The organism is Streptomyces decoyicus, assembly GCF_019880305.1.
In the GTDB taxonomy this organism is placed as follows: Bacteria; Actinomycetota; Actinomycetes; order Streptomycetales; family Streptomycetaceae; genus Streptomyces; species Streptomyces decoyicus.
In genome coordinates this window covers 1915623-1935109 of the sequence record NZ_CP082301.1, presented here as the reverse complement: position 1 = coordinate 1935109, position 19487 = coordinate 1915623, and the positions used below count along the sequence as shown (strand labels likewise).

Genomic DNA, 19487 nt, shown 5'->3' with positions numbered 1-19487 from the left:
GCCCTGTGCCACCACGTGAGGAACACGCCCCCATGAACACCGCCAAGAAGGCCGCCCTCGTCCTCGCCGCCACCGGTATCGCCCTCGGTGCGGCCGCCGGATCCGCCTTCGCGACCAGTGGCGCGCAGGCCGACGGCGCGGCCACGCTTTCCCCCGGCATCGGCTCGGGCAACCTCGCTCAGGTCCCCGTGCACGTCCCCGTGAACGCCACCGGCAACAGCGCCAACGTCATCGGTGTGCTCAACCCCGCCTTCGGCAACGCCACCTCGAACAACTGAGGTTGTCCGATCAGGGCTGAACGGCTTCGCCTGCCCAGAGGCGTTCGGCCCCGTTCGGCGAAGGGCCCCGCCGGCCACACAATGGTCCGGCGGGGCCTGTTCCCGTTCACCCGCGGTGCCGCTCCCTCTCCTCCACCGCGGAGTTGTATGCCGCCACCTGCGCCCGACGGGCCGTACGCTCCACCGGCCGCAGCGCCTCGGCGCGGGCTGCGATCTCCGACGAGCTCACCGCGGAACCGTGCTCCCTGCCGTCCCCGCCGGCCTGCTGCGCGATATCGATGAGCGCACCGACGCGCTGCGCCAGCTCCAAGACCCGGACCGCGCGCGGCGGATACCCGGGGGCCAGCACCTGCCGGCCGGCCTCCGCCCGCGCCCGGTACGCCTCCAGCGCCGCCTGCGCCACGGGGCCGGCCCCGGCCACATCCAGCTTCGAGAGCAGCTCGGTCGCGTCCCGCAGCGCTTCCGCCAGCTCCCGCTCCGCCTCGCCCAGCGACGGCACATCGGCCGGCGGCCCCTCCCGCACCGGCAGACAGCGCCAGACCACCTCCACATGCACGTCGGGCGCGGCACCGCCCTCCGGCCCGGCCTCGTACGCCTCCGGGATCAGCCCCAGTCCGGCGCCCGCGGCGAGCACCGCCTCCTCGGCCTCCAGCGCCCGCGCATTGAATTCCGGCGGTCCGCACAGCCCCAGTGGATGGCCGGGCACCGGCAGGGCCACCCGCAGACCCTTCGCCCCCAGCACCCGCAGCCGCCCCAGCGCGAGCGTCAGCCCGACCGGTGCCTCCTCGCCGGGCAGGCCCTCCACGCGGTGTACCGCATCGTCGTCCGCGATCCGATGCGCGGCTTCATCAGGTGAGACAAGCCCGGCCAAAAGGGCATTTCCCCACGCCGCCAGCCGTCCTGAACGAGGTTCATTGAGCATGGTCCCCAGCCTAGAGAAGAGCACCGACAACGAGTGGCGTAGGTTTGCAGGGGGGCTGCGCCTACAGGTGTACGCGACGACCGAGAAGCAATGGGAGACAACGCGCTCATGAGCGATGTGCTGGAGCTGGTGGACGTATCCGTGGTCCGCGAAGGACGGGCTCTGGTGGACCAGGTCTCCTGGTCGGTGAAGGAGGGTGAGCGCTGGGTGATCCTCGGCCCCAACGGCGCCGGCAAGACCACCCTGCTGAACCTCGCCTCCAGCTACCTCTTCCCGACCACCGGCAGCGCGTCGATCCTCGGCGAGCAGCTCGGCCGGGTCGACGTCTTCGACCTTCGCCCCCGCATCGGTGTCGCCGGCATCGCGCTCGCCGACAAGCTGCCCCGCAGCCAGACCGTCCTCCAGACCGTGCTCACCGCCGCGTACGGCATGACGGCCGGCTGGCAGGAGAGCTACGAGGACATCGACGAGCAGCGCGCCCGCGCCTTCCTCGACCGCCTCGGCATGACCGCGTACCTCGACCGGAAGTTCGGCACCCTCTCCGAGGGCGAGCGCAAGCGCACCCTGATCGCCCGCGCCATGATGACCGACCCCGAGCTGCTGCTGCTGGACGAGCCGGCCGCCGGTCTCGACCTCGGCGGCCGCGAGGACCTGGTGCGCCGCCTCGGCCGCCTCGCCCGCGACCCGTACGCACCCTCGATGATCATGGTCACCCACCATGTCGAGGAGATCGCCCCGGGCTTCACCCACGTCCTGATGATCCGTCAGGGCAAGGTGCTGGCGGCCGGCCCGCTCGAACTCGAACTCACCTCCAGCAACCTCTCCCACTGCTTCGGCCTCCCGCTGATCGTCGAGCGCAACGGCAACGACCGCTGGACCGCGCAGGGTCTGCCCCTGACCTGACGGGCCGCCCATTGTCCGGCCGTCACCCCTCACGGAGCGTCTTCCGAGCGTCCTCCCCCCGGACTCGGTCCGGGGGAACCCCGTCATGGCGCCGCGCGCTCCCCTTGGCTGACCGATCGCGCCCTGTCCCGGACCGCCGCACCGATCTACCATGAACCCGTGGATCCATGGGTGTGGTGGCTGATCGCCGCCGTAGGACTGGGCATTCCTCTCGTCGTGACCGCGATGCCCGAATTCGGGATGCTCGCGGTCGGCGCCGTCGCCGGTGCCGTCACCGCAGGCCTGGGAGGCGGCACCGTCCCGCAATTCCTCGTCTTCGCCGCCGTGTCGGTCGCGCTGATCGCCGTCGTCCGCCCGCTCGCCAGTCGCCACCGCGGCCAGAGCCCCCAACTCGCGTCCGGCATCGACGCGCTCAAGGGCAAGAGCGCCACGGTCCTGGAGCGGGTCGACGGCGGAGGCGGCGGCCGCATCAAACTCGCCGGCGAGGTCTGGTCCGCCCGCGCCCTCGACGGCAGCCAGGTCTACGAGCCCGGCCAGCAGGTCGACGTCGTCGAGATCGAAGGCGCCACCGCCGTCGTCATCTGACCCGAACACGCTGCGCGACGAGCCACGACTCTGAAAGACTGATCAACGGCAAGCCGGTCGCCGGCCGGCAGGGACCAGCAACGAAGGGCACGGGAGCCGCTGTGGAACCGATCATCATCGTCCTGATCATCCTGGTGGTGCTCGTGTTCATCGCACTCATCAAAACGATCCAGGTCATCCCACAGGCCAGCGCCGCCATCGTCGAACGCTTCGGCCGCTACACCCGCACCCTCAACGCGGGCCTGAACATCGTCGTCCCGTTCATCGACTCCATCCGCAACCGCATCGACCTCCGCGAACAGGTCGTGCCGTTCCCGCCGCAGCCGGTGATCACCCAGGACAACCTGGTCGTGAACATCGACACCGTCATCTACTACCAGGTGACCGATGCCCGCGCCGCGACGTACGAGGTCGCCAGCTACATCCAGGCCATCGAGCAGCTGACCGTCACCACCCTGCGGAACATCATCGGCGGCATGGACCTGGAGCGGACCCTGACCTCCCGTGAGGAGATCAACGCGGCGCTGCGCGGCGTCCTCGACGAGGCCACCGGCAAGTGGGGCATCCGCGTCAACCGCGTCGAGCTGAAGGCCATCGAGCCGCCGACCTCCATCCAGGACTCGATGGAGAAGCAGATGCGCGCCGACCGTGACAAGCGCGCCGCCATCCTCCAGGCCGAAGGTGTCCGGCAGTCCCAGATCCTCACCGCCGAAGGTGAGAAGCAGTCCTCGATCCTGCGCGCCGAGGGTGAGGCCAAGGCCGCGGCCCTGCGCGCCGAGGGTGAAGCCCAGGCGATCCGGGTGGTCTTCGAATCGATCCACGCCGGCGACCCGGACCAGAAGCTGCTCTCCTACCAGTACCTCCAGATGCTCCCGAAGATCGCCGAGGGCGACGCCAACAAGCTCTGGATCGTGCCCAGCGAGATCGGCGACGCCCTCAAGGGCCTCGGCGGCGCCCTCGGCAACTTCACCCCGCCGACCGGCGGCGGTTCCATCCCGAAGCCCAGCTCGCCGAACCGTGAAGCGCCTCCCATCGACTGACCCGTTCAGCCTCGTGCATGATCAGTGGTGGCCCCTCGACCTTCATGGCGGGGAGGCGACCCTGACCATGTGAGGAGATGGCCTTGTCCATCGGGGAAGCAGTCGCAGTCTTCGCTGCCGGGATCGGCGCCGGCACGATCAACACCATCGTCGGTTCCGGGACGCTGATCACCTTCCCGGTACTGCTCGCCTTCGGCTTGCCGCCAGTCACGGCCAATGTCTCCAACACCCTTGGCCTGGTGCCCGGTTCGCTCAGCGGCGCCGTCGGCTACCGCCGCGAGCTGGCCGGCCAGCGCCGCCGTCTGCTGTGCTTCGCCGCCTTCGCCCTCGTCGGCGGCCTCGGCGGCGCGATCCTGCTACTGGCGCTGCCCTCCGAGGCCTTCGACACCATCGTCCCGGTGTTGATCGCCGTCGCACTCGTACTCGTCATCGCGCAGCCCAAGCTCGCCGCGAGGATCCGCGCCCGGCGCGAGCGCAACGGCACCACCGCCCATCCCGACGGTGGCCCCGCCCTGCTCCTCGGCCTGCTGCTGGCCAGCGTCTACGGCGGCTACTTCGGCGCCGCGCAGGGGGTGATCTACGTCGCCCTGATGGGCGTGCTGCTCAACGAGGACCTCCAGCGGCTCAACGCCCTCAAGAACGTCCTCGCGGCCGTCGTCAACGGCGTGGCGGCGATCTTCTTCCTCTTCGTCGCGGAGTTCGACTGGACCGCCGTCGCCCTGATCGCGGTGGGTTCCACCCTCGGCGGCCAGCTCGGCGCGAAGGTCGGCCGACGGATGCCACCCACCGCGCTGCGCGCCGTCATCGTCGTCGTCGGGCTGCTGGCGATCGTCCAGCTCCTCCTGAAGTAGGGGGAGCTGGACGCGCATTCCGGATGGTGTGCGCTACGCAGGCACCGGCAGCCACTCCGGCAGCCCGTCCCGCACCGAAACCCCCAGCGTCGACAGCAGCGCATCCGCCGGCGTCGGCTCGAACGGCCGCCGCAGCAGCTGCATCCCCGCCTGCTCGGGCGTACGGTCCGCCTTGCGGTGGTTGTCCTCCGCACACGAGGCGACGGTATTCAGCCAGGTGTCCCCACCGCCGTGCGACCGCGGCACCACATGGTCCACGGTCGTCGCCCGACGCCCGCAGTACGCACACCGGTGCTGGTCACGCACGAGCACACCCCGCCGCGACCATGGCGCCTGTCTTCGGAACGGCACCCGTACGTACCTGCTGAGCCTGATCACCTGCGGCACCGGTATGTCCACCGCGGCGGCCCGGATGCGCAGCCCGGGGTGAGCGTGCTCGACGACCGCCTTGTCCTGCATGACCAGCACCACCGCACGCCGCAGCGACACCGTCGACAGCGGCTCGAAGCTCGCATTCAGCACCAGCGTCTCGCGCATCCCGTCCACCTCCCGGACCCGCTTCGCCCCCGCGGCGAAGTTGCTCCACTGTGCAGCGGCAGGTATTCCCCGAACAACGCAATTTCCGCACGCCACAAGGGAAATGGAGGACGATCAGCAGATGAAGAAGAGGTGCCCGGCGGCGCTCCCCGGCCACGGAATGAGTGCGCTCCGGGTCCCGCCCCCGTGAAACACGCGAGACCCGGAGCGAACGGCAGCCGGCGAGGACGCCCCAACACGAATGCGGGCTCCGGCAAGCGGCCGGCGACACACCTGCGCCCCGCCGCTCCCGCCACTGCGGTACCAGCTGCCCGACGCCCTGATGAGGGGCGGCGGCACGGGTACCACTCTGCGTGCGGGAAGCGCCGGGGCGCAACGGAATTACGGCGCTCAGCCCGCCGCGGGCAGCTCGTACTCGGCGATCAGCTGAGCCCGCCCGAGCGTGTGGAACCGCAGGTTGAAGCCCACCACCGCGGGCGAGGCCTCGGCATCCGGACCGAGCTTCTCCTGGTCCACCGCGTACACCGTGAACACATAACGGTGCGGACCGTCCCCGGGCGGCGGCGCCGCGCCCCCGAAGTCCCGCGTCCCGTAGTCGTTACGGACATGCACGGCGCCCTCGGGCAGCCCCTTCATCTCCCCGGACCCGGCACCGGCCGGCAGCTCCGTCACCGACGCCGGGATGTCGAACAGCGACCAGTGCCAAAAGCCACTGCCCGTCGGCGCGTCCGGGTCGTAGCAGGTGACGGCGTAGCTCTTCGTCCCCGCGGGCGCACCCTCCCACCGCAGTTGCGGCGAACGGTTCCCCTCGGCGAAGACCTGCTCCGGCCGCAGCGTCCCGCCCGGCTCCACCTCGTCGCTCAGCACCGTGAACGCGGGCACCGGCGGATGGAAATCGTGCGGGAGCGGCCGCCGCTTCAGCTCGGACACTGCAACACCTCCTGGTCGCTTGCTGACACCTGTCCGGCCAGGTTAGAGCCAGTTCCGCTTACCGCCGACCTCCGCCAGCCACTGGTTGAGGTAACCCGCCCAGTCGGTCCCCTCGAAGTCGTTCAGCCCGACCGTGAACGACCGGTAGGTGTCCGAGCCCTCGCTGAACAGCCCCGGCTTCTTGTCCATCTCCAGGACGACGTCCATCTCCCGGTCGTCCGCCACGAACGACAGCTCGACCTGGTTCAGCCCGCGGTACTGCTGCGGCGCATGGAACTCGATCTCCTGGTAGAACGGCAGCTTCTGCCGCGTCCCCCGGATGTGCCCCTGCTCCAGGTCGGCGGCCTTGAAGCGGAACCCGAGCCGCCCGAACGCGTCCAGGATCGCCTGCTGCGCCGGCAGCGGATGCACATTCACCGGGTCGAGATCACCGGAGTCCACCGCACGGGCGATAGCCAGTTCCGTCGTCACCCCGACGTTCATCCCGTGCAGATGCGTCCCCAGGAACGTCGTGATCGGCGTCTCCCACGGGATCTCCAGCCCGAACGGCACGGTGTGCGCGGCACCCGGCTGCACCGCGAACGCACCACCCAGCTGCACTTTGGTGAACTCGATGTTCCGCTTGTACTCCTCGTCGCCGCTCTCGACCTCGACGCGCGCCTGCAGTCCGACGGACAGCCCCTGGATGTCCTGGGCCACGGACCCGCCCTGGATCCGCACCTCGCCCTGTACGACCCCACCGGGTACGACGTTCTCCTCGAAGAGCACCGTCTCCACCGACGCACCCCCGGCGCCCAGGCTCGCCAGCAGCTTCTTGAATCCCATGCTCGTCCTCCCCAGGCGGAACCGCCTGTGCTCTGTATTGCGCGCCGAGCTCTCGGCTTGATCCCTACGAACGCGAAACCGAACGGTCCGGTTCCACGGCCCACACTTTCCCAACCCCGACGCCCCCATGGCCAGCCGCCCTCCAAAACGGCTGCACTACCCTCGGTCCGCATGACCGACGTACCGGAACGTATGCCGCTCACCCACGACTTCTTCGACCGCCCCGTGGTGGACGTGGCCCCCGACCTCCTGGGCCGCACCCTCCTCCGCAACACCCCCGACGGTCCGATCGCGGTCCGGCTCACCGAGGTCGAGGCCTACGACGGCGAGACCGATCCCGGCTCCCACGCCTACCGGGGCCGCACCGCACGCAACGCCACCATGTTCGGCCCGCCCGGCCACGCGTACGTCTACTTCATCTACGGGATGTGGTTCAGCCTCAACGCGGTCTGCGGCTCCGAGGGCAAGGCGAGCGGAGTCCTCCTGCGCGCAGGAGAGATCCTCAGCGGCGAGCCCCTGGCAGCCGCCCGCCGCCCCAAGGCCCGCAACACCAACGAACTGGCCAAGGGACCGGCCCGCCTGGCCACCGCCCTCGACATCGATCGCACCCTCGACGGCATCGACCTGTGCGCCGGCGGCACCGCACCCCTCTCCGTACTCCACGGCCGCCCGCCCGCTCCCGAGCTGGTACGCAACGGCCCGCGCACCGGCGTTGGCGGAGACGGGGCCGGCCACCCCTGGCGCTACTGGATCGCCGACGACCCCACCGTCAGCCCCTACCGCCCCCACGTCCCCCGGCGCCGCACCTCCAGCGCTACTTGACTCTGCATCGCAGACCGCCTAACGTAGCCCGAGCCGCTGGAGACGGGCAGCGCTATTTGCGCAGACCGCCAGGCGGCACAACCAACTACTCCGATCGGTTCCCTAACGGGTCCAATTTCGCGTTGCCGAAATTCGATCAGGCCGACTCGATTATGAGTCGCCAGGGAAAGCCGCTAAAGTGGTGACCACGCCGAAAGAGCAGCAGTAAATAGCTGCTCAGGGCGAACCTCCGACGAATATCGGAACCGGAATCGAAACGAAACCGGGTCTGCTAGAGTCGGAAACGCGAAGAAGCCGAAAGGCGGAAACGCACCGGCGAAAATCGGGCCCGCAAGGATCTGATAGAGTCGGAAACGCAAGACCGAAGGGAAGCGCCCGGAGATCCTGGTGAAACAGGAACAAAGGAAGCGTCCGTTCCTTGAGAACTCAACAGCGTGCCAAAAGTCAACGCCAGATATGTTGATACCCCGTCCACTTCGGTGGATGAGGTTCCTTTGAAAGCCCACCACGGCCCATGCGGTCGGGGTGGCACACACAGCGAGGACGCTGTGAACGACCGGACCTATTCCGTCTGGTCGTTCCGCTCTCGTGTGTGTTGACCCGATTACGGGTAAACATTCACGGAGAGTTTGATCCTGGCTCAGGACGAACGCTGGCGGCGTGCTTAACACATGCAAGTCGAACGATGAACCTCCTTCGGGAGGGGATTAGTGGCGAACGGGTGAGTAACACGTGGGCAATCTGCCCTTCACTCTGGGACAAGCCCTGGAAACGGGGTCTAATACCGGATACGACACACGACCGCATGGTCTGTGTGTGGAAAGCTCCGGCGGTGAAGGATGAGCCCGCGGCCTATCAGCTTGTTGGTGGGGTGATGGCCTACCAAGGCGACGACGGGTAGCCGGCCTGAGAGGGCGACCGGCCACACTGGGACTGAGACACGGCCCAGACTCCTACGGGAGGCAGCAGTGGGGAATATTGCACAATGGGCGAAAGCCTGATGCAGCGACGCCGCGTGAGGGATGACGGCCTTCGGGTTGTAAACCTCTTTCAGCAGGGAAGAAGCGAGAGTGACGGTACCTGCAGAAGAAGCGCCGGCTAACTACGTGCCAGCAGCCGCGGTAATACGTAGGGCGCAAGCGTTGTCCGGAATTATTGGGCGTAAAGAGCTCGTAGGCGGCTTGTCACGTCGGATGTGAAAGCCCGGGGCTTAACCCCGGGTCTGCATTCGATACGGGCAGGCTAGAGTTCGGTAGGGGAGATCGGAATTCCTGGTGTAGCGGTGAAATGCGCAGATATCAGGAGGAACACCGGTGGCGAAGGCGGATCTCTGGGCCGATACTGACGCTGAGGAGCGAAAGCGTGGGGAGCGAACAGGATTAGATACCCTGGTAGTCCACGCCGTAAACGTTGGGAACTAGGTGTGGGCGACATTCCACGTCGTCCGTGCCGCAGCTAACGCATTAAGTTCCCCGCCTGGGGAGTACGGCCGCAAGGCTAAAACTCAAAGGAATTGACGGGGGCCCGCACAAGCAGCGGAGCATGTGGCTTAATTCGACGCAACGCGAAGAACCTTACCAAGGCTTGACATACACCGGAAACGTCTGGAGACAGGCGCCCCCTTGTGGTCGGTGTACAGGTGGTGCATGGCTGTCGTCAGCTCGTGTCGTGAGATGTTGGGTTAAGTCCCGCAACGAGCGCAACCCTTGTTCTGTGTTGCCAGCATGCCCTTCGGGGTGATGGGGACTCACAGGAGACTGCCGGGGTCAACTCGGAGGAAGGTGGGGACGACGTCAAGTCATCATGCCCCTTATGTCTTGGGCTGCACACGTGCTACAATGGCCGGTACAATGAGCTGCGATACCGCGAGGTGGAGCGAATCTCAAAAAGCCGGTCTCAGTTCGGATTGGGGTCTGCAACTCGACCCCATGAAGTCGGAGTTGCTAGTAATCGCAGATCAGCATTGCTGCGGTGAATACGTTCCCGGGCCTTGTACACACCGCCCGTCACGTCACGAAAGTCGGTAACACCCGAAGCCGGTGGCCCAACCCCTTGTGGGAGGGAATCGTCGAAGGTGGGACTGGCGATTGGGACGAAGTCGTAACAAGGTAGCCGTACCGGAAGGTGCGGCTGGATCACCTCCTTTCTAAGGAGCACTTCTTACCAACTTCGGTTGGTCAGAGGCCAGTACATCAGCGAATGTCTGATGCTGGTTGCTCATGGGTGGAACGTTGACTATTCGGCACACTTGATTGGTTGTCACTAGTACTGCTTCGGCGTGGAACGTGGGGATTGATGGAGTGGGCCGGGCACGTTGTTGGGTATCTGAGGGTACGGACTGTGAGTCTGGACCTTCGCGATGCCGGCCCCAGTGAACTCAGCCTTCGGGTTGGGGTGGTGGGTGGCTGGTCGTTGCTTGAGAACTGCACAGTGGACGCGAGCATCTGTGGCCAAGTTTTTAAGGGCGCACGGTGGATGCCTTGGCACCAGGAACCGATGAAGGACGTGGGAGGCCACGATAGGCCCCGGGGAGCTGTCAACCGAGCTTTGATCCGGGGGTGTCCGAATGGGGAAACCCGGCAGTCGTCATGGGCTGTCACCCGCTGCTGAACACATAGGCAGTGTGGAGGGAACGCGGGGAAGTGAAACATCTCAGTACCCGCAGGAAGAGAAAACAACAGTGATTCCGGGAGTAGTGGCGAGCGAAACCGGATGAGGCCAAACCAGTCACGTGTGATACCCGGCAGGGGTTGCGTGGTTGGGGTTGTGGGATCTCTTTACTGCAGTCTGCCGGCTGTGGGACGAGTCAGAAACCGTTGGTGTAGGCGAAGGACATGCGAAAGGTCCGGCGTAGAGGGTAAGACCCCCGTAGCTGAAACATCAACGGCTCGTTTAAGAGACACCCAAGTAGCACGGGGCCCGAGAAATCCCGTGTGAATCTGGCGGGACCACCCGTTAAGCCTAAATATTCCCTGGTGACCGATAGCGGATAGTACCGTGAGGGAATGGTGAAAAGTACCGCGGGAGCGGAGTGAAATAGTACCTGAAACCGTGTGCCTACAAGCCGTGGGAGCGTCGCACAAGGAACTTGTTCCTTGTGTCGTGACTGCGTGCCTTTTGAAGAATGAGCCTGCGAGTTTGCGGTATGTTGCGAGGTTAACCCGTGTGGGGAAGCCGTAGCGAAAGCGAGTCCGAATAGGGCGTTGAGTAGCGTGCCCAAGACCCGAAGCGGAGTGATCTAGCCATGGGCAGGTTGAAGCGGAGGTAAGACTTCGTGGAGGACCGAACCCACCAGGGTTGAAAACCTGGGGGATGACCTGTGGTTAGGGGTGAAAGGCCAATCAAACTCCGTGATAGCTGGTTCTCCCCGAAATGCATTTAGGTGCAGCGTCGTGTGTTTCTTGCCGGAGGTAGAGCACTGGATAGGCGATGGGCCCTACCGGGTTACTGACCTTAGCCAAACTCCGAATGCCGGTAAGTGAGAGCGCGGCAGTGAGACTGTGGGGGATAAGCTCCATGGTCGAGAGGGAAACAGCCCAGAGCATCGACTAAGGCCCCTAAGCGTGTGCTAAGTGGGAAAGGATGTGGAGTCGCAGAGACAACCAGGAGGTTGGCTTAGAAGCAGCCACCCTTGAAAGAGTGCGTAATAGCTCACTGGTCAAGTGATTCCGCGCCGACAATGTAGCGGGGCTCAAGCACACCGCCGAAGTCGTGTCATTGCAGCATGAGGACCAACGTCCGTTGTGATGGGTAGGGGAGCGTCGTGTGCCGGGTGAAGCAGCCGTGGAAACGAGTTGTGGACGGTTCACGAGTGAGAATGCAGGCATGAGTAGCGATACACACGTGGGAAACGTGTGCGCCGATTGACTAAGGGTTCCTGGGTCAAGCTGATCTGCCCAGGGTAAGTCGGGACCTAAGGCGAGGCCGACAGGCGTAGTCGATGGACAACCGGTTGATATTCCGGTACCCGCTTTGAAACGCCCAATATCGAATCCATTAATGCTAAGGCCGTGAAGCCGGCCTGGAGTCTTCGGACAAAGGGACGTGGTGGAGCCGCCGATCCAAGGTGGTAGTAGGTAAGCGATGGGGTGACGCAGGAAGGTAGTCCAGCCCGGGCGGTGGTTGTCCCGGGGTAAGGGTGTAGCCCGTCATCTAGGCAAATCCGGATGACATGAGGGTGAGACCTGATGCCGAGCCGATTGTGGTGAAGTGGATGATCCTATGCTGTCGAGAAAAGCCTCTAGCGAGTTTCATGGCGGCCCGTACCCTAAACCGACTCAGGTGGTCAGGTAGAGAATACCGAGGCGTTCGGGTGAACTATGGTTAAGGAACTCGGCAAAATGCCCCCGTAACTTCGGGAGAAGGGGGGCCATTGCTGGTGATGGAATTTACTTCCTGAGCTGGTGGTGGCCGCAGAGACCAGCGAGAAGCGACTGTTTACTAAAAACACAGGTCCGTGCGAAGCCGTAAGGCGATGTATACGGACTGACGCCTGCCCGGTGCTGGAACGTTAAGGGGACCGGTTAGTCACATTTCGGTGTGGCGAAGCTGAGAACTTAAGCGCCAGTAAACGGCGGTGGTAACTATAACCATCCTAAGGTAGCGAAATTCCTTGTCGGGTAAGTTCCGACCTGCACGAATGGCGTAACGACTTCTCGACTGTCTCAACCATAGGCCCGGTGAAATTGCATTACGAGTAAAGATGCTCGTTTCGCGCAGCAGGACGGAAAGACCCCGGGACCTTTACTATAGCTTGATATTGGTGTTCGGTTCGGCTTGTGTAGGATAGGTGGGAGACTTTGAAGCAGCCACGCCAGTGGTTGTGGAGTCATTGTTGAAATACCACTCTGGTCGTGCTGGATGTCTAACCTGGGTCCGTGATCCGGATCAGGGACAGTGTCTGGTGGGTAGTTTAACTGGGGCGGTTGCCTCCTAAAGAGTAACGGAGGCGCCCAAAGGTTCCCTCAGCCTGGTTGGCAATCAGGTGTTGAGTGTAAGTGCACAAGGGAGCTTGACTGTGAGACTGACGGGTCGAGCAGGTACGAAAGTAGGGACTAGTGATCCGGCGGTGGCTTGTGGAAGCGCCGTCGCTCAACGGATAAAAGGTACCCCGGGGATAACAGGCTGATCTTCCCCAAGAGTCCATATCGACGGGATGGTTTGGCACCTCGATGTCGGCTCGTCGCATCCTGGGGCTGGAGTCGGTCCCAAGGGTTGGGCTGTTCGCCCATTAAAGCGGTACGCGAGCTGGGTTTAGAACGTCGTGAGACAGTTCGGTCCCTATCCGCTGTGCGCGTAGGAGTATTGAGAAGGGCTGTCCCTAGTACGAGAGGACCGGGACGGACGAACCTCTGGTGTGCCAGTTGTCCTGCCAAGGGCATGGCTGGTTGGCTACGTTCGGAAAGGATAACCGCTGAAAGCATCTAAGCGGGAAGCCTGCTTCGAGATGAGTACTCCCACCCCCTTTGAGGGGTTAAGGCTCCCAGTAGACGACTGGGTTGATAGGCCAGATATGGAAGCCTGGTAACGGGTGGAGTTGACTGGTACTAATAGGCCGAGGGCTTGTCCTCAGTTGCTCGCGTCCACTGTGTGGTTCCCGGGTTGCGAACAGTCGCAATCGCTGGTTGAACCAAGTTCCACTCTTTTAACTAAAAAGTGTGCTTGTTCGCTAGAACCCGATAGGGTTTCGGTGGTCATTGCGTTAGGGAAACGCCCGGTTACATTTCGAACCCGGAAGCTAAGCCTTTCAGCGCCGATGGTACTGCAGGGGGGACCCTGTGGGAGAGTAGGACGCCGCCGAACAATCTTTCAGGACCCTTGGTCCCAGCGTTCATGCTGGGACCAAGGGTCCTTTTTGTTTTTTGTCGAAGCGCGCCGAACTCATTGGTGCGTGAGAATGAATGCAGTACCGAAGACAGGAGTCACGTCGATGTCCACCAACTCTTCCGACGATCGTTCGGAGCGCCGGCCGCAGCGGCGCGACGACGGTGACCGCGGTGGTTTCCGGCGTGACGACCGGGGGCCGCGTCGGGACAACAACGACCGCGGCGGCCGCCCGGCCGGCGGCGGTGGCGGTTACGCAGGGCGGGACAACCGCGGTGGTGACCGTGGTGGTGCCCGTCGTGATGACCGTCCGTCCGGCGGCGACCGTGGTGGCTTCCGCGGGGGCGACCGGCGGGACGACCGGCCGCGTGGACCGCGTCGCGATGACGAGCGCGGCGGCGGATTCCGGCGCGATGAGCGGGGTGGAGACCGCCCCGGTTTCCGTCGTGATGACCGTCCGTCGGGTGGTGACCGTGGTGGCGACCGGCGCGACGATCGCGGTGGCGACCGCGGTGGGTTCCGTCGTGACGATCGTCCCTCCGGTGGCGACCGTGGCGGGTTCCGTCGTGATGACCGGCGTGATGACCGTGGCGGCGACCGTGGCGGGTTCCGTAGGGACGACCGTCCTTCCGGTGGCGACCGCGGTGGTTTCCGTCGTGATGAGCGTCCGTCGGGTGGTGACCGTGGTGGTTTCCGTCGTGATGATCGTCCGTCGGGTGGTGACCGTGGTGGGTACCGCGGTGGCGACCGGCGCGACGATCGCGGTGGCGACCGTGGCGGGTTCCGTCGTGACGATCGTCCCTCCGGTGGCGACCGTGGCGGGTTCCGTCGTGATGACCGTCCGTCCGGCGGCGACCGTGGTGGGTTCCGTAGGGACGACCGTCCGTCGGGTGGTGACCGTGGTGGGTACCGCGGTGGCGACCGGCGTGATGACCGTGGTGGGGACCGTGGTGGGTTCCGTCGTGATGACCGTCCGTCGGGTGGTGACCGTGGTGGGTACCGCGGTGGCGACCGGCGCGACGATCGCGGTGGCGACCGCGGTGGGTTCCGTCGTGACGACCGTCCCTCCGGTGGCGACCGTGGCGGGTTCCGTCGTGACGATCGTCCGTCGGGTGGTGACCGTGGTGGGTACCGCGGTGGCGACCGGCGTGATGATCGCGGTGGGGACCGTGGTGGGTTCCGTCGTGATGAGCGTCCGTCGGGTGGTGACCGTGGTGGGTACCGCGGTGGCGACCGGCGTGATGATCGCGGTGGGGACCGTGGTGGGTTCCGGCGGGATGATGAGCGTGGGCGTCGGCCGTATGGTGCGGGGCGGGGGCGGGATGACCGTCGGGACGATCGACGGGATGACCGGCGGGATGACCGGCGGGACCGGGACCGGGAGCCGATCAAGCGGCTTCCGATTCCGGAGGATGTCACCGGTGACGAGATCGACAAGGATGTGCGTCAGGAGCTGCTGAGCCTGCCGAAGACGCTTGCCGAGGATGTCGCCAAGAACCTGGTGATGGTGGCGAAGCTGCTGGACGAGGACCCGGAGAAGGCGTACGGGTACTCGCGGGTGGCGCTGCGGCTGGCGTCCAGGGTTGCGGCGGTGCGTGAGGCCGCGGGCTTCGCGGCGTACGCGGTCGGCAAGTACAGCGAGGCGCTGGCGGAGTTCCGGGCGGCGCGGCGGATGACCGGCAGCGTCGAGCTGTGGCCCGTCATGGCCGACTGCGAGCGCGGTCTCGGGCGGCCGGAGAAGGCGATGGCCATGGCCGGCGAGCCCGAGGTGCAGAAGCTCGACAAGGCCGGACAGGTCGAGATGCGGCTGGTCGCGGCGGGTGCCCGGCGGGACATGGGGCAGGCGGACGCCGCGGTGGTGACGTTGCAGAGCCCGGAGCTCGCGTCGAGTGCGGTGCACCCGTGGACGGCGCGGCTGCGGTATGCGTACGCGGATGCGCTGCTGGCGGTCGGGCGCGAGGACGAGGCGCGCGACTGGTTCGCCAAGGCGCTGGAGGCCGACCAGGGCGGCACGACGGATGCCTCGGACCGGCTCGCGGAGCTGGACGGGGTGGAGTTCACCGACGCGCTGGACGAGGCCGACGAGAGGGACGAGGCCGCGGACGAGGGTGTGCGGGACGACGAAGGTCCGGCGAAGGACTGACCGGCTGGTGTCGTGAGATGAAGTGCCTGAAGTGATGGGCTGAAGGGCGGGACCCCCGTGGTGGGGTCCCGCCCTTCGGTGTTTGGGGGGAGGGGTCACGAGGCCGGTGCGTAGGGGGCGAGGGGGTTGCGGAGGGTGCCGATGAGCTGGAGGGCGCCCGCGGGGTCCTGGAGGTCGACCATCTGCTGGTTGTTGCGCAGCTGGAGGCGGTTGAGGCAGGAGAGGGCGAACTCGTCGGTGAACAGGTCGTACTGGCGGAACTTGTCGGCGAGGTGCGGGGCGGATGCCTGGTAGTCGGTGACGCAGGCGGCGACCGTGCGCCAGAAGGTGTCCTCGTCGAGGGTGCCGAGGTCGGCGAGGGTGGCGCTCAGGAAGCGGAAGAAGCAGTCGAAGACATCGGTGAAGACCGAGAGCAGCTTCTTGTCCTCGGGGACGTCGGCGCGGATGCGCTCGACGGCGGGGGGCAGGACCGCCTGGGGGTCCATGACGGCGATCTCTTCGGCGATGTCCTTGAAGATCACGCGCTCCACGGCGCCGTCCTCGATGACCAGGATGGCGTTCTCGCCGTGCGGCATGAAGACCAGGTCGTAGGCGTAGAAGGAGTGCAGCACGGGGGTGAGGTATGCGTCGAGGTAGCGGCGGAGCCAGACGGCGGGCTCCAGGCCGGACTCCTCGATCAGGGCGGCGGCGAACGAGCCGCCGTGGCGGTCGACGTGGAGGAGGGAGGCCATGGTGGCCAGCCGCCGGCCCGGTTCGAGGGCGGGGACGGGGCTCTCGCGCCACAGGGCGGCGAGCATCTTGCGGTACGGGGAGTCCTTGGTGGTGGCGGCCTCGTACTGGCGGTGGTGGTAGCCGAGGGCGGCGCGCTCACGGATGATCGAGAAGCGGGCGGCCTGGAAGGTGTCGTCCGCGGCGATCAGTCGGGCCAGCCAGTCGTTGATGGCCGGGGTGGCCTCCATGTAGGACGCGGACAGGCCGCGCATGAAGCCCATGTTGAGGACGGAGAGCGCCGTTTTGACGTAGTGCTTGGTGGGGCTGGTGGTGTTGAAGAAGGTACGGATCGACTGCTGGGCCAGGTAGTCGTCGTCGCCGGGGCCCAGGCACACCAGGCGCTGTTCGGCGACTTCGGCGGCGAAGGTGATGGAGAGTTTGTTCCACCACTGCCAGGGGTGGGTGGGGAAGAAGTAGTAGTCGGCGGGGTCGAGGCCGAGGGTGGTGAGGGTGGTGGTGAAGCGGGTGCGGGTCTCGTCGGTGAGCTCGTCGCGGATGAGGGTGTCGTAGTCGAGGTCGGTGCCGGCGGTGAAGGTGGCGTGGTCGCGGTGGGCGGCGAGCCAGATGAGCCGCAGGGGGCTCGCGGTTTCCGGGGCGTAGGCGTGGTACTCGTGGATGCCGAAGCCGAGGCGTCCGTTGTTGGCGACGAAGCAGGGGTGGCCCTCTGTCATGCCGGTCTCGATGGCCTGGAAGCCGGACTTGGTGAGTTCGGCGGCGGTGGGCTGCCGGGCGGCGAGTTTGTAGGCGGTGCCGGAGAGGGTGGAGCTGATCTCCTCCAGGTAGACCGGCAGGATCTCGTCGCCGAGGCCCAGCGAGCCGCGGAGTTCGATGAAGAATGCCAGGGCGTCCAGGGGGAGCGCGGTTTCGTCGCGGTGGCGGGTGATGCTGTCGGCATCGATCTGCCAGTGGTCCAGGGCCAGTCTGCGGGCGGCGAAGCGGTACGCGGTGGCGCCGTCGTCGCTGTGGACGACGTACTGGCCGTCCTGCGGGAGGCGCTTGGGGGCGAGCAGCCGCTCATGGGAGAACTCGGCCAGGCCCTTGCGGATCAGCAGGCGGTTGGCGCGGGCCCACAGGTCGGGCGTGAGGTGGGCGACGGCGTCCTGGGCGGGGAGGTGCGGGGTGCCGTCGGACGGGGCGGTCATCGGTGGTCTCCTCGGGTGGCCAGGAACTGGTCGCGGGTGCAGGTGCTGAGGCAGGCGTCTTTGGAGGGGAGCGAAACGGTCCGCAGGACCTCGAAGCCGACGGCCTTGTTGAGGGCGTGTACGGCCGTGTTGCGGGCGTCGGGTTCGACGACGACGCGGCGGGTGTCCGGGTCGGCGAAGAGCATCTCCATGACGGTGGTGAGCACGGCGAGGGTGAAGCCGTGCACGGGGGTGTCGGTGGGGGCCGACAGGAAGTGCATGCCGACGTCGCCGGGTTCGGCGGCGTGGACGCCCACCAGTTCGCGGTGGGCGGGGTCGTAGCGCTCCATGAGGAAGGCCGGGGTGCCGTTGTGCAGGCCGAGGAAGGCGTCGTGGAAGGGGTCGGCGGCTATCCGCGCGAATTCCTTCTCGACGGCGGCGAGGTCGCACTCCTGCATCAGCCAGAAGACGGATTTGGGGTGGGTGACCCAGCGGTGGAGCAGCTCGGCGTCGGCGGACGGGTCGACCGGGCGCAGCGAGAACTCTCCCAGCGCGGCGTCGGTGCGGGTGAAGAGCGGGGGCCTCATGCGGGGATCTCCATGGGGTGGTGCGGGCCGGCCGGGGCGGCGAACTCCTGGAAGGCGATGGACTTTTCGACCTGGTAGTACTCGCGGCCGAGCAGCTCTCGGACGATGCAGGCGTTGCGGTACGCGGCCATGCCCAGGTCAGGGGTGACGAAGCCGTGGGTGTGCAGTTCGGCGTTCTGCACGTAGATGCTGTGGCCGGCGGTGTCGATGCTGTAGTTGCGTGCCACGTCGTAGCGGCCGGCGTCGTCCCAGGCGATGCGGTCGCGTACGGGGGCGAGGAAGTCCGGTACGCGGTAGCGGTAGCCGGTGGCGAGGATCAGGCCCTGGGTGTCGAGGGAGAAGTCGGTGCCCTGTTCCTCCTGGCGCAGGCCGAGCGTGTAGGTGCCGCTCGTCTCGTCGTAATCCGCTTGGTGCAGCGCGGTGTTGGTGAGCAGGCGGGTGGGGACGGGGCCGGCCAGGTTCTTCTGGTAGAGCAGATCGAAGATGTCGTTGATCAGCTCGGAGTCGATGCCCTTGTAGAGGTTCTTGTGCTCGGTGTTGAGCCGGTCGCGGGTGGCCGCGGGGAGGGCGTGGAAGTAGTCCACGTACTCCGGGGAGGTCATCTCCAGCGTGAGCTTGGTGTATTCGAGGGGGAAGAAGCGCGGGGAGCGGGTGGCCCAGGTCAGGTGGTAGCCGTGGCTGTCGATGTCCTGGAGGAGGTCGTAGTAGACCTCGGCGGCGCTCTGGCCGCTGCCGATCAGCGTGATGGAGTCCTTGGCCTGGAGGGTGGCTTTGGCGTCCAGGTAGTCGGCGTTGTGCAGCAGATCGCCGCCCAGGCCCTGGCAGGCGTCGGGGAGGTAGGGCGGGGTGCCGGTGCCCAGGACGAGCTTGCGGGCGCGGTAGCTGGTGCGCTCTCCGGTGGGGAGGTGCTCGGCGAGGACGGTGTACAGCTCTTCGCTCTCGTCGTACTCGACGGTGGTGACCCGGTGGCCGAAGCGGATGCTGTCCAGTTTCCCGGCCGCCCAGCGGCAGTAGTCGTTGAACTCGGCGCGCAGCGGAGAGAAGTTCTCGCGGATGTAGAACGGGTACAGCCGCCCTGATTCCTTGAGGTAGTTCAGGAACGAGAAGGGGGAGGTGGGATCGGCGAGGGTGACCAGGTCGGCCAGGAACGGCACCTGGAGGTGGCTGCCGTCCAGCATCATGCCGGGGTGCCAGTCGAAGGACGCCTTGTCGTCCAGGAACAGGCCGTCGAGTCCGTCGATCGGCTCGGTCAGACAGGCCAGGCCGAGGTTGAACGGGCCGAGGCCGATGGCGATGAAGTCGTAAGGGGCGGACACAGAGTCTCCGAAGGGGGCTGCGGTGGGGGGAGG

The 19487-nt window shown here is 66.1% G+C and carries 14 protein-coding genes, 3 rRNA genes and 1 pseudogene; 11 read left to right on the top strand and 7 right to left on the bottom strand.

Annotated elements, in window-relative coordinates; translation table 11 throughout:
• Nucleotides 1–32 precede the first annotated feature (32 nt).
• Nucleotides 33–278, top strand: coding sequence for a chaplin (locus K7C20_RS08500; RefSeq protein ID WP_030087606.1), 246 nt, complete (start codon nt 33–35; stop codon nt 276–278).
• A gap of 106 nt (nt 279–384) precedes the next feature.
• Here K7C20_RS08500 and K7C20_RS08495 read toward each other — a convergent pair whose 3' ends face one another.
• Nucleotides 385–1200: a hypothetical protein gene (locus K7C20_RS08495; protein WP_030087607.1), complete on the bottom strand. Its 816-nt coding sequence runs from the start codon at nt 1198–1200 to the stop codon at nt 385–387.
• 90 nt (nt 1201–1290) lie between these two features.
• Between K7C20_RS08495 and K7C20_RS08490 the strand changes: the two genes are divergently transcribed.
• From K7C20_RS08490 to K7C20_RS08475, 4 genes are all read left to right on the top strand, one after another.
• Nucleotides 1291–2103: an ABC transporter ATP-binding protein gene (locus K7C20_RS08490; RefSeq protein WP_030087609.1), complete on the top strand. Its 813-nt coding sequence runs from the start codon at nt 1291–1293 to the stop codon at nt 2101–2103.
• 171 nt (nt 2104–2274) lie between these two features.
• Nucleotides 2275–2688 (top strand): NfeD family protein, encoded by a 414-nt coding sequence (locus K7C20_RS08485; RefSeq protein ID WP_030988294.1) that lies wholly within the window; start codon nt 2275–2277, stop codon nt 2686–2688.
• 101 nt (nt 2689–2789) lie between these two features.
• Entirely contained in the window at nt 2790–3728 is a 939-nt protein-coding gene (locus tag K7C20_RS08480) for an SPFH domain-containing protein (RefSeq protein WP_030087611.1), read from the top strand.
• Nucleotides 3729–3805: 77 nt separating this feature from the next.
• Nucleotides 3806–4579 carry a sulfite exporter TauE/SafE family protein gene (locus K7C20_RS08475; RefSeq protein ID WP_053209878.1) on the top strand — a complete coding sequence of 258 codons (774 nt, stop codon included), beginning with the start codon at nt 3806–3808 and terminating at the stop codon, nt 4577–4579.
• Between the two features lie 33 nt (nt 4580–4612).
• On the opposite strand, the gene K7C20_RS08470 is transcribed toward K7C20_RS08475, so the two are convergent.
• The 3 genes from K7C20_RS08470 to K7C20_RS08460 form a co-directional block, all read right to left on the bottom strand.
• Nucleotides 4613–5116 (bottom strand): HNH endonuclease, encoded by a 504-nt coding sequence (locus tag K7C20_RS08470; protein WP_053209877.1) that lies wholly within the window; start codon nt 5114–5116, stop codon nt 4613–4615.
• 390 nt (nt 5117–5506) lie between these two features.
• On the bottom strand, nt 5507–6046 hold the full coding sequence (locus K7C20_RS08465) for a YbhB/YbcL family Raf kinase inhibitor-like protein (RefSeq protein WP_030087615.1): 540 nt from the start codon (nt 6044–6046) through the stop codon (nt 5507–5509).
• 42 nt (nt 6047–6088) lie between these two features.
• The gene (locus K7C20_RS08460) at nt 6089–6871 is read right to left on the bottom strand and encodes a sporulation protein (protein ID WP_030087617.1); all 783 of its coding nucleotides are present in this window, start codon (nt 6869–6871) and stop codon (nt 6089–6091) included.
• Between the two features lie 171 nt (nt 6872–7042).
• Between K7C20_RS08460 and K7C20_RS08455 the strand changes: the two genes are divergently transcribed.
• The 6 genes and pseudogenes from K7C20_RS08455 (at nt 7043) to K7C20_RS08430 (ending at nt 15659) form a co-directional block, all read left to right on the top strand.
• Complete coding sequence (locus K7C20_RS08455) at nt 7043–7693, top strand: DNA-3-methyladenine glycosylase (RefSeq protein ID WP_030087619.1); 651 nt, start codon at nt 7043–7045, stop codon at nt 7691–7693.
• A gap of 617 nt (nt 7694–8310) precedes the next feature.
• Nucleotides 8311–9839: ribosomal RNA gene (locus K7C20_RS08450) — 16S ribosomal RNA — on the top strand.
• A gap of 302 nt (nt 9840–10141) precedes the next feature.
• Nucleotides 10142–13263 (top strand): 23S ribosomal RNA (locus K7C20_RS08445).
• A 115-nt stretch (nt 13264–13378) separates the two neighbouring features.
• Nucleotides 13379–13495, top strand: a 5S ribosomal RNA gene (rrf, locus tag K7C20_RS08440).
• The 16S, 23S and 5S rRNA genes sit together here, the layout of an rRNA operon.
• A 511-nt stretch (nt 13496–14006) precedes the next feature.
• Nucleotides 14007–14765: pseudogene (locus K7C20_RS39435) on the top strand (hypothetical protein); the annotation flags it as partial.
• Nucleotides 14766–14903: 138 nt separating this feature from the next.
• A complete protein-coding gene (locus tag K7C20_RS08430) occupies nt 14904–15659 on the top strand; it encodes a tetratricopeptide repeat protein (protein ID WP_209443838.1) in 756 nt (251 codons plus the stop codon).
• Between the two features lie 95 nt (nt 15660–15754).
• Here the strand turns inward: K7C20_RS08430 and K7C20_RS08425 are convergent, their stop codons facing one another.
• Genes K7C20_RS08425 through K7C20_RS08415 form a run of 3 tightly spaced genes read right to left on the bottom strand, consistent with a single transcriptional unit; the run spans nt 15755 to nt 19454 of the window.
• On the bottom strand, nt 15755–17572 hold the full coding sequence (locus K7C20_RS08425; RefSeq protein ID WP_030085822.1) for an IucA/IucC family protein: 1818 nt from the start codon (nt 17570–17572) through the stop codon (nt 15755–15757).
• Nucleotides 17569–18138, bottom strand: a complete 570-nt coding sequence (locus K7C20_RS08420) for a GNAT family N-acetyltransferase (RefSeq protein ID WP_030085819.1) — start codon at nt 18136–18138, stop codon at nt 17569–17571. The genes K7C20_RS08425 and K7C20_RS08420 overlap by 4 nt, the downstream gene beginning before the upstream one ends.
• Nucleotides 18135–19454, bottom strand: a complete 1320-nt coding sequence (locus K7C20_RS08415) for a lysine N(6)-hydroxylase/L-ornithine N(5)-oxygenase family protein (protein ID WP_030085817.1) — start codon at nt 19452–19454, stop codon at nt 18135–18137. The genes K7C20_RS08420 and K7C20_RS08415 overlap by 4 nt, the downstream gene beginning before the upstream one ends.
• Nucleotides 19455–19487 lie beyond the last annotated feature (33 nt).